Annotated in this window: 15 protein-coding genes and 1 pseudogene; 13 read left to right on the top strand and 3 right to left on the bottom strand. The window is 70.6% G+C overall.

Translation table 11 applies throughout. The features are described from left to right. The first annotated feature begins 94 nt into the window (after positions 1 to 94). From ruvC to RPX00_RS40500, 8 genes and pseudogenes are all read left to right on the top strand, one after another. Positions 95 to 697, top strand: a complete 603-nt coding sequence (gene ruvC, locus RPX00_RS40535; protein ID WP_406633638.1) for a crossover junction endodeoxyribonuclease RuvC — start codon at positions 95 to 97, stop codon at positions 695 to 697. Further along, entirely contained in the window at positions 694 to 1,290 is a 597-nt protein-coding gene (ruvA, locus tag RPX00_RS40530) for a Holliday junction branch migration protein RuvA (protein ID WP_406633636.1), read from the top strand. The genes ruvC and ruvA overlap by 4 nt, the downstream gene beginning before the upstream one ends. Before the next feature lie 6 nt (positions 1,291 to 1,296). After that, a pseudogene (ruvB, locus tag RPX00_RS40525) lies at positions 1,297 to 2,384 on the top strand (Holliday junction branch migration DNA helicase RuvB). A gap of 118 nt (positions 2,385 to 2,502) precedes the next feature. Next, on the top strand, positions 2,503 to 2,949 hold the full coding sequence (gene yajC, locus RPX00_RS40520) for a preprotein translocase subunit YajC (RefSeq protein ID WP_406633634.1): 447 nt from the start codon (positions 2,503 to 2,505) through the stop codon (positions 2,947 to 2,949). Between the two features lie 218 nt (positions 2,950 to 3,167). After that, positions 3,168 to 4,874 (top strand): protein translocase subunit SecD, encoded by a 1,707-nt coding sequence (secD, locus tag RPX00_RS40515; RefSeq protein ID WP_406633632.1) that lies wholly within the window; start codon positions 3,168 to 3,170, stop codon positions 4,872 to 4,874. Position 4,875: 1 nt separating this feature from the next. Continuing rightward, the gene (secF, locus tag RPX00_RS40510) at positions 4,876 to 6,120 is read left to right on the top strand and encodes a protein translocase subunit SecF (protein ID WP_406633630.1); all 1,245 of its coding nucleotides are present in this window, start codon (positions 4,876 to 4,878) and stop codon (positions 6,118 to 6,120) included. A 4-nt stretch (positions 6,121 to 6,124) separates the two neighbouring features. After that, on the top strand, positions 6,125 to 6,643 hold the full coding sequence (locus RPX00_RS40505; RefSeq protein WP_406633628.1) for an adenine phosphoribosyltransferase: 519 nt from the start codon (positions 6,125 to 6,127) through the stop codon (positions 6,641 to 6,643). Positions 6,644 to 6,919: 276 nt separating this feature from the next. Next, entirely contained in the window at positions 6,920 to 9,277 is a 2,358-nt protein-coding gene (locus RPX00_RS40500; RefSeq protein WP_406633626.1) for a RelA/SpoT family protein, read from the top strand. Positions 9,278 to 9,432: 155 nt separating this feature from the next. Here RPX00_RS40500 and RPX00_RS40495 read toward each other — a convergent pair whose 3' ends face one another. Then, a complete protein-coding gene (locus RPX00_RS40495; RefSeq protein WP_406633624.1) occupies positions 9,433 to 9,882 on the bottom strand; it encodes a cupin domain-containing protein in 450 nt (149 codons plus the stop codon). A gap of 51 nt (positions 9,883 to 9,933) precedes the next feature. On the opposite strand from RPX00_RS40495, the gene RPX00_RS40490 reads away from it, so the two are divergent. The 3 genes from RPX00_RS40490 to RPX00_RS40480 are packed head-to-tail and all read left to right on the top strand — an operon-like array spanning position 9,934 to position 12,649. Then, positions 9,934 to 10,992, top strand: a complete 1,059-nt coding sequence (locus RPX00_RS40490; RefSeq protein WP_406633622.1) for a LuxR C-terminal-related transcriptional regulator — start codon at positions 9,934 to 9,936, stop codon at positions 10,990 to 10,992. 55 nt (positions 10,993 to 11,047) lie between these two features. Continuing rightward, positions 11,048 to 11,827, top strand: coding sequence for an enoyl-CoA hydratase/isomerase family protein (locus tag RPX00_RS40485; protein WP_406633620.1), 780 nt, complete (start codon positions 11,048 to 11,050; stop codon positions 11,825 to 11,827). 51 nt (positions 11,828 to 11,878) lie between these two features. Then, the gene (locus RPX00_RS40480; RefSeq protein ID WP_406633618.1) at positions 11,879 to 12,649 is read left to right on the top strand and encodes an N-acetyltransferase; all 771 of its coding nucleotides are present in this window, start codon (positions 11,879 to 11,881) and stop codon (positions 12,647 to 12,649) included. Here the strand turns inward: RPX00_RS40480 and RPX00_RS40475 are convergent. Both RPX00_RS40475 and RPX00_RS40470 read right to left on the bottom strand, forming a co-directional pair. After that, entirely contained in the window at positions 12,619 to 13,404 is a 786-nt protein-coding gene (locus RPX00_RS40475; protein WP_406633616.1) for an aminotransferase class IV, read from the bottom strand. The genes RPX00_RS40480 and RPX00_RS40475 overlap by 31 nt on opposite strands. A 1-nt stretch (position 13,405) precedes the next feature. Next, a complete protein-coding gene (locus tag RPX00_RS40470; protein ID WP_406633614.1) occupies positions 13,406 to 14,290 on the bottom strand; it encodes a peptidylprolyl isomerase in 885 nt (294 codons plus the stop codon). A gap of 136 nt (positions 14,291 to 14,426) precedes the next feature. Here RPX00_RS40470 and RPX00_RS40465 point away from each other — a divergent pair, with 136 nt between their 5' ends. Both RPX00_RS40465 and RPX00_RS40460 read left to right on the top strand, forming a co-directional pair. Beyond that, positions 14,427 to 15,011, top strand: a complete 585-nt coding sequence (locus RPX00_RS40465; RefSeq protein WP_406633612.1) for an MBL fold metallo-hydrolase — start codon at positions 14,427 to 14,429, stop codon at positions 15,009 to 15,011. Beyond that, positions 15,008 to 15,655: a hypothetical protein gene (locus RPX00_RS40460; RefSeq protein WP_406633610.1), complete on the top strand. Its 648-nt coding sequence runs from the start codon at positions 15,008 to 15,010 to the stop codon at positions 15,653 to 15,655. The genes RPX00_RS40465 and RPX00_RS40460 overlap by 4 nt, the downstream gene beginning before the upstream one ends. Positions 15,656 to 15,677: the final 22 nt, after the last annotated feature.

Genomic DNA, 15,677 nt, shown 5'->3' with positions numbered 1-15,677 from the left:
TGCACATGTGTTAGCGCGTGTCCGCCGCCGGACCGCGCGCCGCGACCGTTAGCCTGCATCTCGAACTAATGTTCGCGCGGGCGAAGGAGAAACGGTGCGGGTGCTCGGGGTCGACCCCGGTCTGACCAGGTGCGGCCTCGGCGTGGTCGACGGCGGCAAGGGCCGCTCGGTGCGCCCGGTCGCGGTCGGGGTCGTGCGCACGCCCGCGGACCAGGATCTCGCGCAGCGGCTGCTCGGCGTCGCCGACGAGGTGGAGCGCTGGCTCGACCGGTACCGGCCGGAGGCGGTCGCCGTCGAGCGGGTGTTCGCGCAGCACAACGTCCGCACCGCGATGGGCACCGCGCAGGCAGGCGGGGTCGTGGCATTGTCGGCGGCGCGGCGCGGGCTGCCGGTCGTCTTCCACACGCCCAGCGAGGTCAAGGCCGCCGTCACCGGGTCCGGCCGGGCGGACAAGGCGCAGGTCACCACCATGGTGATGCGGCTGCTCGGGCTCGAGGTCAAACCGCATCCGGCGGACGCGGCCGACGCGCTCGCGCTCGCCATCTGCCACCTGTGGCGCGAGCCGATGCGGGTCCGGCTCGCCGAGGCCGAGGCCCGCGCGGCCGAGCTGGTCCGCGCCCACAAGGCCCGGCTGGCGGCCGCGGCCAAGGCGGCCGGAACCACCAAGAAGCAGAACGAAACAGGAGCACGACGATGATCTCCTCGGTACGCGGCGAAGTGCTGTCCGTCGGGCTCGACCACGTGGTGGTCGAGGTCGGCGGCGTCGGCCTCGCCGTGCAGGCCACCCCGGCGACGCTGGCCACGCTGCGCCGCGGCGAGCAGACGCGGCTGCACACCGCGCTGGTCGTGCGCGAGGACTCGCTGACCCTCTTCGGGTTCGCCGACGAGGACGCGCGCGAGCTGTTCGGCCTGCTCCAGACGGTGTCCGGGATCGGGCCGCGGCTCGCGCTGGCGACGCTGGCCGTGCTGGAGCCGGACAAACTGCGCGCGGCGCTCGTCGAAGGCAACATCACCGTGCTCACCCAGGTGCCCGGCATCGGCCGCAAGGGAGCCGAGCGGCTCAGCCTCGAACTGCGGGACAAGGTCACCGCGCTCGGCGGCACCGCCGACGCCCCGGTCGTGGCCGCGCCCGGCGCGCTGCGCGGCGAGGTCGTCGAAGCGCTGGCCGGGCTGGGTTTCCCGGCCAAACAAGCCGAACAGGCGGTGGACCGGGTGCTGGCCGAAGGGGACGGGCACACCACGTCCTCGGTGCTGCGCGCGGCGCTGGCCGCACTGGGCCGCAAGCGGTAGCCGCCGATGAACCACGAAGTGACCGAGTTCGACACCGGCGGGTACGAGGCGGACGACGAAACGCTGTCCGCGCTCGCCCAGACCGGCGAACGCGACCTGGAAACCTCGCTCCGGCCCCGGAAACTGGACGAGTTCGTCGGGCAGGAACGCGTCCGCGAACAGCTGGAACTGGTGCTGGAGAGCGCGCGGCGGCGCGACGTGCCGCCGGACCACGTGCTGCTGTCCGGCCCGCCCGGCCTCGGCAAGACGAGCATGGCGATGATCGTCGCGGCCGAACTGGGCGCGGCCATCCGGATCACCTCCGGGCCCGCCCTCGAACGCGCGGGCGACCTGGCCGCGATGCTGTCCAACCTCGCGCCCGGCGACGTCCTGTTCATCGACGAGATCCACCGCATCGCCCGGCCCGCCGAGGAAATGCTGTACCTCGCGATGGAGGACTTCCGGGTCGACGTCGTGGTCGGCAAGGGACCGGGGGCGACCAGCATCCCGCTGGAGATCGCGCCGTTCACGCTGGTCGGGGCCACCACCCGGTCCGGCTCGCTCACCGGGCCGCTGCGCGACCGGTTCGGCTTCACCGGCCAGATGGAGTTCTACTCGGCGGCCGAACTGGAGCTGGTCGTCCGCCGCGCCGCCACGATCCTCGGCATCGAGATCGACCGCGACGGCTGCGCCGAGATCGCCGGCCGCTCGCGGGGCACCCCCGGATCGCGAACCGGCTGCTGCGCCGGGTCCGCGACTACGCCGAGGTGCGCGCCGACGGCAAGGTGACCCTGGAGGTCGCGCAGGCCGCGCTGAAGGTCTACGACGTCGACGAGCTGGGGCTGGACCGGCTGGACCGGGCCGTGCTCGGCGCGCTGACCCGCTCGTTCGGCGGGGGACCGGTGGGCATCTCGACGCTCGCGGTCGCGGTCGGCGAGGAGGCCACTACGGTCGAGGAGGTGTGCGAACCGTACCTGGTCCGGGCCGGTATGCTCGCCCGCACTCCGCGCGGCCGGGTCGCGACCGCGGCCGCGTGGCAGCACCTCGGACTGGTGCCGCCCCCTGAGGCCGGGCGGCCCGATCCGGGCGGTCCGACGCTGTTCGACCAGGCCTGACAAGGGCGGACAGCGGCCCGGGTGGTGGCGTTTCCGCCGGTACCTGGCACACTCGAATACAGCACATCCGTCGAAACCGGACGCGGGCAGCCGAGCGAGGCGTCCGTCGAGGAGAGTCATGAACCAGTTACTGCTGCCGTTGCTGCTGCTGCTCGTGGTGGCCGTGCCGCTCGTCATGGGCACCCGCAAGCAGAAGAAGCAGCAGGCGGCTCAGCAGGAGATGCAGAACAGCATCGCCCCGGGCGACCGCGTGATGACCACGTCGGGCCTGTACGGCACGGTCGCCGACACGAGCAGCGACACGACGATCGACATCGAGATCGCGCCGGGCGTCGTCACCACCTGGCTGCGGCTCGCGGTGCGCGAGAAGGTCGAGCCGGTCGTCGAGGGCGAGGAGAACGAGGACTCGGCCGAGACCGAGGCCGCGGGCGTCGAGTCGGCCAAGGAGACTGCGGCGGCCCCGGCGACTTCTTCGGAGGCGCCGGCCCAGGAGTCGATCTCCGCCGAGGAGAAGCAGACCTCCGGTGCGCAGGTGGCGCCCCCGCTCGAGCACGGGAAGAAGTAGCCTTCGCGCTTCACCGGGCAGTGATCCGCCCACAGCCGACGAAAGTCGGTACGGGCGAACGCCGGGCTCACGCAGCACCGAGTACTGTCTCGGTGCTGCGTGCGTGTCCGCCGTCATAGTTCACGCCCAGCCGCGTCCGGGGGACCCCCTTCCGGCTCGCGCACCCGAACCACTTGGGGTCCATCCAGTCCGTGCCAGTTCGAGGAGACCGAAGCACCGTGGCACCATCGGCCGGGCATCTCCGCCCGGGACGCTATCTCGCCTTCTTCGCCCTGATCGTGGTCGCGCTGTACGCCTTGGTGTTCTTCACCGGCGGCGGCAAACCGACGCCGAAACTCGGCATCGACCTGCAGGGCGGCACTCGGGTCACGCTCACCGCGCGCACGCCCGACGGCAGCCAGCCCACCCGCGAGTCGCTGAACCAGGCGCGCCAGATCCTGGAGACCCGGGTGAACGGGATCGGCGTCAGCGGCGCCGAGGTGGTGCTCGACGGCAACAACATCGTGATCACCGTGCCGGGCGAGCAGGGCGACCAGGCGAAGAACCTCGCCAGGACCGCCAAGCTCGGCATCCGCCAGGTGATCACCTCGGTCCCGAACACCCCGGGCGCGCCGCCCGCGGCCCCGCCGTCCGGCGCGCCGAGCGCGCCGCCGAGCCAGCCGGCCGGCGGCGGGGGAGCGGAAGGCGCCCCGGCGCAGCAGCCGCCGAGCACGACGCCGTCGGCTCCGGCCTCGGGCAGCGGCGACGCGGGCAAGAACCCGATCGAACAGGCCCGCGAGGTGCGCCAGGCTCCCGCGCTGATGCCGAAGGACCCGAAGAACCAGCAGGAGGCCGCCGCCGCGCAGGCCGCGCAGCAGAAGGCGCTCGCCGCGCTCAACTGCGCGCCCAACGCCCACGACCCGCTGGAGGGCAACGACCTTCCGGACAAGCCGCTGGTCACCTGCGGGGACAAGGGCGCGAACAAGTACGTGCTCGGCCCGGAGTTCATCCCCGGCACCGAGATCTCCAACGCGAACTCCGGCTACGACCAGACGCGCGGCCAGTGGATCGTCGACCTGAGCTTCAACGGCGCGGGCGGCAAGACCTGGGGCGACTTCACGTCGGCCAACATCGGCAAGCAGGCGGCGTTCGTGCTGGACACGAACGTGGTGTCCGCGCCGACCGTGCAGAACGCGATCCTCGGCGGCAACACGCAGATCACCGGCAAGTTCACCCAGACCGACGCGAAGAACCTGGCGGACATCCTCAAGTACGGTTCGCTGCCGCTGTCGTTCGACTCGTCCGACGCCACCACGGTGTCCGCGACGCTGGGCTACGCCTCGCTGCAGGCCGGCCTCATCGCCGGCGCGATCGGCCTCGCCGTCGTGTTCGTCTACTGCCTGTTCTACTACCGGCTGCTCGGCATCCTCACGATCTGGTCGCTGGTGCTGTCCGGCCTGCTCGTGTACGCGGTGCTGGTGCTGCTCGGCCGGTGGATCGGGTACACGCTCGACCTCGCGGGCGTCGCCGGCCTGATCATCGCGATCGGCATCACGGCGGACTCGTTCGTCATCTACTTCGAACGGCTGAAAGACGAGATCCGGGAGGGCCGGACCTTCCGGTCCGCGGTGCCGCGCGGCTGGACGAGGGCGCGGCGCACGATTCTGGCCTCGGACGCGGTCAGCTTCCTCGCCGCGGCGATCCTGTACATCATCGCGGTCGGCGACGTGCAGGGCTTCGCGTTCACCCTCGGCATGTCGACGGTGCTCGACCTCGTGGTCGTCTACCTGGTCACGCATCCGCTCGTGGCCATGGTGTCCACCTCGAAGTCGAAGTTCCTGTCCAATCCCCGGCATCTCGGCCTCGGCGCCGTCCAGAAGCTCGGCGCGGCGCGCAAGTCCACGCGCCCCGCTCCCGGCCGCCGCGCGAACGTGAAGGAGGCCTGACGTGAGCGACGAAACCTCGGGCGTCACCTCGGAGAGCCCGGAAGGCTCGAACAGCTCGAACAGCGCTGAGGGCGCCGCGGCCAAGCCCGGCAAGAAGGAAAGCTTCTTCCACCGGCTCTACGTCGGCACCGGCGCGGTCGACATCGTCGGCTCGCGCAAGCGCTGGTACACGTTCTTCGCGCTGCTGCTGCTGGTCTGCATCGGCTCGATGGTCTTCCGCGGCTTCAACGTGGGCATCGAGTTCGAGGGCGGCACGCAGATCCAGCTGCCCGCGCACGGCACGCACGGCCAGATCACCCAGGACCAGGTGATCAAGTCGTTCAATACCGCCCTCGGCGAGGCCCCGGCGGAGACCCAGACGGTCGGCACCGGCAACGCGTCGACCATCCAGACCCGCTCCGAGACCCTCACCGCCGACCAGGTGGCGAAGGTCAAGAAGCAGATCTTCGAGGACCTGGGCCCGGTCGGCAGCAACGGCCAGTCGAGCGTGCAGGCGATCAGCGACAGCGCGGTGAGCGCGTCGTGGGGCGACGAGATCTCGCGCCAGGCCCTGATCGCGCTCGCGGTGTTCCTGGTCGCGGTCGTGATCTTCCTGGCGATCTACTTCGACACGAGGATGGCGCTGGCGGCGCTCGTCTCGCTGCTGCACGACATCGTGGTCACGGCGGGCGTGTACTCGCTCGTCGGCTTCGAGGTCACGCCCGCGACGGTGATCGGCCTGCTGACGATTCTCGGGTTCTCGCTGTACGACACCGTGGTGGTGTTCGACAAGGTTCGCGAGAACACCCGCGGCCTGCTCGGCCTGTCGCGGCGGACGTACGCGGAAGCGGCGAACCTCGCGCTGAACCAGACGCTGATGCGCTCGTTCAACACGGCGTTCATCGCGCTGCTGCCGATCCTGGGCCTGCTGATCGTCGGCTACATCCTGCTCGGCTCGGGCACGCTGCAGGACCTGGCGCTGGTGCAGCTCACCGGTACCTTGGTCGGCGTCCTGTCGTCGGTCGCGCTGGCGACGCCGCTGCTGGTCGACTTCAAGATGCGCGACCCGCAGTACAAGCAGCAGGCCGACCGGGTCGCCGCCCGCCGGGCGAAGGCCGCGAAGCGCGAAGCGGACGCGGACGACTTCGACGCCAACGACGACGACCAGCTGGCCGCCGAACTCCGCAAGGAAAAGGCGATGGCCGCTGCCGCCGGCGTTCCCGCGCGGCACCCGAAGCAGCGTCCGTCCGGAAAGAAGAAGCGCTGACGGGATGAAGCTCGACGAGGCTCTGGACCTGATCGCCGAGGTACCGGACTTCCCGGAACCCGGCGTCCTGTTCCGCGATCTCAGCCCGCTGTTCGCCGACGCCGATGGCTTCGCCGCAGTCGCCGACGCACTAGCGGAAACCCTCGACCCGGCGGCCGACTTGGTCGCCGGCGTCGAGGCCCGCGGCTTCCTCCTGGCAGCAGCGGTCGGCTACTCCCGAGGTATGGGCGTAGTCCTGGTCCGGAAACCGGGCAAGCTCCCGTCGGTGGCGGGCAGGGTGGACTACTCCCTGGAGTACGGCACCGCCAGCGTCGAACTGCCCGCCGGAGTGGTCAAACCCGGACAACGAATCGCAGTCCTGGACGACGTACTGGCGACGGGCGGCACCGTCGCCGCAACCGCGAAACTCCTGGAAGACGCAGGCGCAACGGTGACCGGCGTATCGGTAGTTCTGGAACTAGCAGCACTAGGCGGCCGCGCCGCCTTGGGCGGCCGCCAGGTCCACACCCTCCGCACCGTCTAACCCCAGCGCAGCAGCCAGCCCCCGCCCTGCACCCCGATACGAAGCCTCCCTGCGGTCTGGTGGTGCTTGTCAAGGCATCTTTCCCGCCTTGACAAGCACCACCAGACCGTCAGCACAATCAGGCTTCGGGGTGCCCCCACGCAAGCACCACAGCAATGTCGCCGCCAGGCGACGAGCCCCTCGGCAACACAGCGCAACGGCACGTCACCAGACTCCCGGTCAGACCAACCAGTTACCCTGAAGGTTCGAAGCCGCACGAAGCAGCTGGAGGTGCGGGTGAGCCAAGAGCTTGACGCCGACGTCCCCGCCAAAGGCGGAGTCCCCGCCAAGGGAGGCGTCACCGCCGCGGACACCGGTCCCCGGGCCAACGGGGCCGCCCCGAACCCGTCCGCGACCCGCCGCGTCCGCGCCCGCCTGGCCCGGCGCATCACCGCCCAACGCGCCGCCCCGGTCAAACAGGTCCTCGAACCCCTGGCGGTCATCCACCGCGAACTGCACCCGAACTCCGACCTGGGCCAGCTGCAACGCGCCTACGACGTCGCCGAAGAACTCCACCGCGAACAACGCCGCAAGTCCGGCGACCCGTACATCACCCACCCCCTCGCGGTAGCCACCATCCTCGCCGAGCTGGGCATGGACACCACCACTCTCGTAGCAGCCCTCCTGCACGACACGGTGGAAGACACCGGCTACTCCCTGGAGCAGCTGAAGGCCGATTTCGGCGACAAGGTCGGCGAGCTGGTCGACGGCGTCACGAAGCTGGACAAGGTCAAGCTCGGCACCTCAGCCGAAGCGGAGACGATCCGCAAAATGGTGATCGCGATGGCGAAGGACCCGCGCGTCCTGGTCATCAAGCTCGCCGACCGGCTGCACAACATGCGCACGATGCGCTTCCTGCCGCCGGAGAAGCAGGCCCGCAAGGCGCGCGAGACGCTCGAGGTGCTCGCCCCGCTGGCGCACCGGCTCGGCATGGCCACGGTCAAATGGGAGCTGGAGGACCTCGCGTTCGCGATCCTGCAGCCGAAGAAGTACGACGAGATCGTGCGGCTGGTCGCCGACCGCGCGCCCTCGCGCGACACCTACCTGCGCAAGGTGATCGCGGACCTGACGAACAACCTGGTGTCGTCGCGGATCACCGCGAAGGTCGAGGGCCGCCCGAAGCACTACTACTCGATCCACCAGAAGATGATCGTCCGCGGCCGCGACCTGGACGACATCCACGACCTGGTCGGCGTGCGGATCCTGGTCGAGGACGTGCGCGACTGCTACGCCGCGATGGGCGTGGTGCACGCGCTGTGGCAGCCGGTTCCGGGACGGTTCAAGGACTACATCGCGCAGCCGCGGTTCGGCGTGTACCAGTCGCTGCACACCACGGTGATCGGGCCGGACGGCAAGCCGCTCGAGGTGCAGATCCGCACCTACGACATGCACCGCACCGCCGAGTACGGCATCGCCGCGCACTGGCGGTACAAGGAAACCAAGGGCACGCACGCCAGCAACAACGCGATGGAGCTGGACGAGATCGCGTGGATGCGGCAGCTGCTCGACTGGCAGCGCGAGGCCGCGGACCCGGGCGATTTCCTCGAATCGCTGCGCTACGAGCTGGCCGCGCGCGAGATCTTCGTGTTCACGCCGAAGGGCGACGTGATCACGCTGCCCGCGGATTCGACGCCGGTGGACTTCGCGTACGCGGTGCACACCGAGGTCGGCCACCGCTGCATCGGCGCCCGCGTGAACGGCAGGCTGGTCGCGCTCGAGCGGAAGCTCGAGAACGGCGAGGTCGTCGAGATCTTCACGTCCAAGGCGGAAAGCGCCGGGCCGAGCCGCGACTGGCTGCAGTTCGCCGGTTCGCCGAAGGCGCGCGCGAAGATCCGGCAGTGGTTCGCGAAGGAGCGCCGCGACGAGGCGATCGACGCGGGCAAGGAAGCGATCACCAAGGAGATCCGCAAGGTCGGGCTGCCGATCCAGCGGCTCGTCTCGGCGGAGTCGATGGGCTCGGTCGCCACCGAGCTGCGGCACGGCGACATTTCGTCGCTGTACGCGGCTGTCGGCGAGGGGCACACCAGCGCGAAGCACGTGGTGCAGCGGCTGGTCGCGCTCATCGGCGGGGTCGAGGAGGCCGAGGAGGAGCTGGCCGAACGGGCCACGCCGTCCACGGTCACGCGCCGCCGGGGTTCGAACGACGTCGGCGTCATCGTCAAGGGCGCGAGCGACGTCTGGGCGAAGCTGGCGCGCTGCTGCACGCCGGTGCCGGGCGACGAGATCCTCGGCTTCGTGACGCGCGGCGGCGGCGTGAGCGTGCACCGGACGGACTGCACGAACGCCGACGACCTGCGGACCCAGCCGGAGCGGCTGGTCGAGGTGGAGTGGGCGCCGTCGTCGTCCTCGGTGTTCCTGGTGGCGATCCAGGTCGAGGCGCTCGACCGGCACCGGCTGCTGTCGGACGTCACGAAGGTGCTCGCGGACGAGAAGGTGAACATCCTGTCGGCCTCGGTCACGACCTCGCGGGACCGGGTGGCGGTGAGCCGGTTCTCGTTCGAGATGGGCGATCCGAAGCACCTCGGGCACGTGCTGAAGGTCGTGCGCGGCGTCGAAGGCGTGTACGACGTGTACCGGGTGACGTCGGCTTCATAGCCGGTCCGGCGGCGTACAGGCGGACGGCTGGCAGCTTCTCGGCCGGGCCCGGGGGTATCCCCGGGTGCTCGGCTGGGCGGTCGAACAGGAGCATTTCTCCCGGGAACGCCAGCAGGTGCAGCGGGTCTGCGATTCCGGCGAGGTCCGGCGGGCGTTCACGGCACCAGCTCCCCGAACGCGACCCCGTGCCGGGCGGCGATGTCGCCGAGCAGCGGCACCGCGTCCGGCCACGGGGCGTCGGACGGCACGGTGCGGTCGATTTCGCGGAAGAACCGGCCCATCGCGTCGTCCGGGGTGAACACCAGGAATTTCGCGTGCGGCGAGTGGACGGTGAAGGTGTTGGGAGTGCCCGCCGGGATGTGCACGCAGGAGCCGGGGCCGAGGTCGTGCAGTTCGCCGTCGAGACAGACGGTGAGCCGGCCGTGCAGGACGTAGAACGCCTTCGCCCATGGGTCGGCGTGCGGCGGGACGGCCGGGCCGCGTGGTGCGTCGACCTCGAACAGTTCGTAGCCGCCGGTGTCCTCGGCGGCCGCTTTCACCGTCACGGTCGCGTCTTTGGTGTCGAGTTCAGGGCCTTCGCCCGCGGTGCTGAGATGAATGGTCATGCCCTCGAAGCTAGAAAGGCCCTGGTGGCCGGACCATCCCGGAAATCAGGGATGTCCGCGCGGGAGCGGCGCGCGCATACTGCGTCGGTGTGGGAAGGCCGGGCGCGGAGCGTACGGCGGGAGCTGGCGGCTCTCGCCGCGACCGGATGCGGTGTCGCCGAACTGCACGCGGCGGCCATCGACCTGGTCGACCGGATCGTGCCGACGGAACTGACCTGCTGGGCGTCGCTGGACCCGGACACCGCGGTGATCAGCTCGATGACCAGCGGCCGCGCGCGGATCCCGGGGGAGTACGAGCCGCTGCTGGCGACGTATGAGTACGACGGCGCGGAACCGCACACTTTCGCCCAGCTGGCCCGGCGTCCGGTGCCGGTGGCCCGGCTTTCCGACCTGCCTCGGCGCGAACGCGAGCGCAGCGGCCGGTGGGCGCGGGTGTGGCGGCCGCTCGGGCTGGAGAGCGAACTGCGGGTCGGGTTTCGCGCGGACGGCGTCTGCTGGGCCGCGGCCGGGCTGGTGCGCCGCGGCGAGTTCAGCGACCGCGAGGTGGAGTTCCTGACCTCGATCGGGCCGACGCTCGCCGCCGCCACCCGGGTCGCGGCGCTCGCGCGGGGCGCGGTTTCGGCGGTCGAACCGGCGATCGTCGTGGTCGGCCCGGACGGCCGCCGCCGAGGGGCGACCGAGGGCGTCGGCGCGTGGGAGTCCGAATTGGACGCGATCGCCGACGGCCGGTTCGCGGTGCTGGTGCGGGCGGTCGCGGTCGGCGCGCAGTCGGCAGCGAGCGGGACGTTCCGGGCGCGGGTCCGCGACGCCCACGGCGGCTGGATTGTGTTGCAGGCCAGCAGATTGGTCTCGGACGACGACGCCCGCGACGTCGTGGTGACGCTCCGCCGCGCCTCCGGCGGCGAGCTGCTGGACGTGCTGCTCGCGGCCTACCGGCTGACCGCGCGCGAACGCGACGTGTGCCGGGAAGTCCTGTCTGGACTGTCCACTTCGGACATCGCGGCCCGGCTGGGGATCTCGGCGAACACCGTGCAGGACCACCTGAAGTCGGTGTTCGGCAAGGTCGGGGTGCGCAGCAGGGGCGAGCTGACGGCGCGGCTGTCCGGTTAGGCCGGTGACCTGTCCCACAGCGGGATCGCCGCTAAGGCGCATTAGGGTGCTGGACATGACGGACGGACTCGAGTTCACCCGCGAAGGCGCCGTGGCCCGGCTGACGTTCTCGCGCCCGGAGAAGATGAACGCGATCGCCCACGGCATGTGGGCGGCGATCCCGGGCGTGGCGGCCGAGGTCGAGGCCGATCCCGAGCTGAAGGTGCTCGTGCTGACCGGGGCGGGCCGGCATTTCTCCGCGGGCGCGGACATCGGCGAGTTCCGCGAGCTGCGCTCCACCGCGGACGCCGCCGCGAAGTACGACGAGGCCGTGGACAGCGCGGTGGCGGCGCTGACCGCGATGCGCAAGCCGACGATCGCAATGGTCCAGGGCAACTGCATCGGCGGCGGCTGCCAGATCTCAGTCGCCTGCGACTTCCGCTTCGCCGCGGACGACGCGCGTTTCGGCATCACCCCGGCCAAACTCGGCATCGTCTACCACTTCGCCTCGACGCGGCAGCTGGTGTCGCTGGTCGGCCCGGCGCACGCCAAGTACTTCCTGCTGTCCGGCGAACTCGTCGACGCGCCCCGGGCCCGCGAGATCGGCTTGGTCAACGACGTCTTCCCGGCCGCGGAGCTGGAAGCGGAGACGACACGGTTCGCCGAAACGCTGTGCGGGCGGTCGCAGGCGTCGATCCGCGGGATGAACCGGATCATCGAGAAGATCGTGGCGGGGCAGGAGAAGACCGACGACGAGGTGGAGGAGATCCGGCTCGCCGCGCTGCACGGGGAGGACTACGCGGAGGGCGTGGACGCGTTCCTGAACCGGCGCGCGCCGAAGTTCACCTACCGCTGACCGGCACTGACCGGCGAGATAAACGGTTGACGGCCTGGTAAGACTGGGCCTGTGGCGCTGACGATCCACCACCGCAGCCGGAACCCGGAGATCTTCCGGACCACCGACCACGCCGACTTCGACCGGTCGTGGCCGGTTTTCATGCAGCACAACCCGACCGGGCACCTGTACTACGGCGAACTCGACACCGTCGCCGACTACGTGCTGCTCGCGACGGACGGGGACGAGCCGGTCGCGAAGGCCTACTCGACGCCCTTCGCGTTCGGCGGCCCCGGGCGCGAGGAGCTGCCCGACGCCGGCTGGGACGAGGTGATCAGGTGGCAGCACGCCGACCGGCTGGCCGGCCGGGAACGCAACGCGGCGACCGCGCTGGAGATCGTCGTCCGCAAGGAACAGCAAGGCACCGGACTCGCGTCCGTGATGGTGAAAGCTTTGCGGGACAACGCTTTCCGTCTCGGCCATGAGGTGCTCTACGCCCCGGTGCGGCCGTCGCGCAAGGCCGACGAGCCCGAGACCCCGATGGGCGAGTACGCGTTCCGGACGCGCGACGACGGCCTGCCGTACGACCCGTGGTTGCGGGTCCATGTGCGCGCGGGCGGGCGGATCCTGAAGGTCTGCCCGGTGTCGATGACCATCCCCGGCACGCTCGCGCAGTGGCGGGAATGGACCGGGCTGCCGTTCGACACCGACGGCCCGGTGGTCGTGGAAGGCGCGCTGAGCCCCGTGCTGGTGTCAGTGGCGCAGGACTCTGCGGTCTACGTCGAGCCCAATGTCTGGGTCGAGCACCGGCGTCAGATCTCGTCCCACGGCGCGGCTTCGTAAGCCGCCGTCAGCAGCTTCGCCGCGACGGGCGAGGTGCGCAGCGGCACGTCGTCCACGGAGGCGACCGGACGGCCGATGGTCGCGGAGTTCGTCAGGAACATCGCGTCGAACTCCGGGAGTTCCGCCGGGTACACCGGACGCGTCTCCTGCGGCACGCCGGTCGCGCGCAGCTGCTCCGCGAGCACCAGGTACGTGATCCCCGGCAGGACCTCGGCCTCCGGCCACACGATCGTCCCGCCGCGCAGGAAGCCGACGTTCCAGATCGTCGCCTCGCTGATCCGGCCGTCGCCGGCGAGGAAGACCGCGTCGTCGTACCCGGCGAGGGCGGCGGCGCGCGAATGGTGCGTGAGACCGAAGCCGCCGAGATGCTTCACGTGCGGCAGATCCCGTTGGTAGGCAACGGAGCGCAGCCTCATCGGGGTCGCCACGTGCTCGCTGGGCGGCGCGGTGCGCACGAGGATTTCGGGCGTCATCGCGGCGTCGTGCGGCGACGATCGGGAGAAAATGATCACTCGCACCGACAGCGCGCCCTGTCCGGCCACGAGCCGCCGGACATAGCTCCGGACCAGGTCGGTGTCCAGTTCGCTGCCGAACACCTCCCGGGTGCTCGTCGCGAGCCGGTCGAGGTGGTAGCGGAGGCCGCGCACGCGCCCGTCGCGGACCTGCATCGCGGTGAAGTGGCCGTAGCTGGTCGCCGCGGCGGCGAGATCGGCGGCGCCGGGTGCGGCGCCGCCGATCTCGACTCGGACCGTCAACTCAGGAAACCGTGACCGCGGTGAACTTGACCGGCTGCTTGGGCTCGCCGGTCGAGCCGTCCTGGCCGATCGCGCCGATGCCGTTCTTCGCGATCTTGTCGAGCACCTTCAAGCCCTCGTCGGAGATGCTGCCGAAGATCGTGTACTGCGGCTGCAGCGGCGCGTTGCCGTAGACCATGAAGAACTGGCTGCCGCCGCTGTTCGGCTGGCCGGTGTTGGCCATCGCGAGGATGCCGCGGCCGTACTTCGCGGTGTCGATGAACTCGTCCGGCACGGTGAAGCCCGGGCCGCCGCGGCCGTCCTTCAGCACGTCGCCCTTCGCGTCCGGGTCGCCGCACTGCAGCATCTGCAGGTCGGTGACGCCGAGGCGGTGGCAGATCGTGTCGGTGAAGAAGCCCTGCTTCGCCAGCGCCTCGAACGCCTGCACGGTGCACGGGGCGAGCGCGCGGTCGAGCGTCATCGGGATGTCGCCCTGGGTGGTCTTCATCGTGATGTTCACGGTCCCGCTCGAGGACACGTTCTTGCCGTCCGGCGCGGTCGCCTTCTTGCCCGACGGCGGCTTGCCCGAGGCGTCGGCCGGGTACGAGCACGTCGTCGGGTTCGGCAGCGCCTTCGGCCGCTTGGGCAGCGCGGTGCGCTCGGTGGGGATGTTCGTGACGCTCGGGACCGGCGGCGCGGAACTGGACGGCGGCGGCGTCGCGGACTGCTCGTCCCCGCTGCCGCCGCTGTTCACGATCCACACCACGAGACCGGCGACGATGAGGACGACACCGCCGACCACTCCAGCGCCCACGATCTTGCGTCGCTTCGCCTGTTCCGCCCGGCGCACGAGCTGCCGCTCGAGTTTGCGCTTTGCGGCTTCTCGGCGCTGCTGGTTGGTCGCCACCCGCCCTCCAGTTTCCGCTCGAAGTCACACGTCTGAGGTAGCGGCAGTGTATGGGCACAGCCTGTTAGGACTCCGTACAGGGGCGGCTAGTCTTCACCGGGTCGTGATCAAGGCCGCTTCCGGGGAGGAGGGTTAGGTGCTCGTCGCCGGGTTCGCCGCGGGTCCGCTGCGCTCGAACTGCTATCTGCTGGCCCCCGCCGCCGGGGGCCCGTGCCTCGTCGTCGACCCGGGCGAGGGGGCTGCCGAACCCCTGGCCGAGGCGCTGGCGGAGCACAGCCTGACGCCCGTCGCGCTGCTCGCCACGCACGGCCATCCGGACCACGTCGGCGCGGCGGCCGAGCTGTCGCGAGCGTATCGCGCGCCGGTCTGGCTGCACCCGGGCGACGCCGAATGGTACGACGGGCAGTACGAACCGCTCACCGGGAACGAGGTCGAGGCGGCCGGGCTGGCCGTCGGCGTCGTCCCGCTTCCCGGGCACACGCCGGGTTCGGTGGCGTTCACCGTCGAGACCGGCGAGGGTGGCAGGCTGGTGTTCACGGGGGACACGCTGTTCGCCGGTTCGGTCGGGCGCACCGGCGGAGCCGGCTCCGACCTGGAGAATTCGTTGCGCACACTGCTCACGCTCGCCGACGACACCGTCGTGCTGCCCGGCCACGGACCGGCCACCAGTATCGGGCGCGAGCGCGCCGCCAACCCCTTTGTGCCAGGAGACGTGAAGTGAGCGGGAACGACGAGAAGCCTGCCGAGCGGCTGCCGCTGTTCGCGGACGAGCCGAAACTGCGCCGTCGGCGTGCCTGGTCGGGGATCTTCGGGGTGCTGATCCTCGCCGCGGCTTTCGGCGGGATTGTCGGGCTGATCGCCGGGCAGGTGCCGGGGCTGATCGTCGCGGCGGTTGTCGCGTTGCCGTTGCTGTATGTCGTGGTGTTCGCTTATCGCCGCCGGATTTGGCTGGAGGGCACGACGCTGATCGTGCGCACCTGGGGGATCCGGCGGGTGGATTTGCTGGAGGCGCCCCGGCTGGACGTGGTGATCAGCGACGTCCGGGGCAGCCGGACGGTGGCGCTGCTGGTGAACGCCGGGCATCGGCGGCGGGCGGTGAAGCTGGATCTGGCGGTGTTTTCCGGGACTGGGGGCAGGGAGCTGGGGGCGCTTCAGTTGCGGCGGCTGGCTGATGCGGTTTTGAACAATACCGAGGCTAACGGGCTGGTGTTTTCGGAGCTGCTGGTGGCGGAATTGCGGTCCGAGGCTCGGGGGGACGGGGTGGCGGAGAGGCCGTTGTACCGGCTGGCTTCGGCTGCTCCTAGCGGGAAGTATTTGCAGCGGTTTCCTATGGAAGCGGTTAGCCGCTTTGTGGCGACTCTGTAATTCGCCGCCGCCGGTGTGGCTG

Origin of the sequence: Amycolatopsis sp. WGS_07 (assembly GCF_045278895.1) — a bacterium.
In the GTDB taxonomy this organism is placed as follows: domain Bacteria; phylum Actinomycetota; class Actinomycetes; order Mycobacteriales; family Pseudonocardiaceae; genus Amycolatopsis.
Note: the sequence above shows the minus strand (reverse complement) of the source record. Positions and strands in the feature narration are given on the sequence as shown.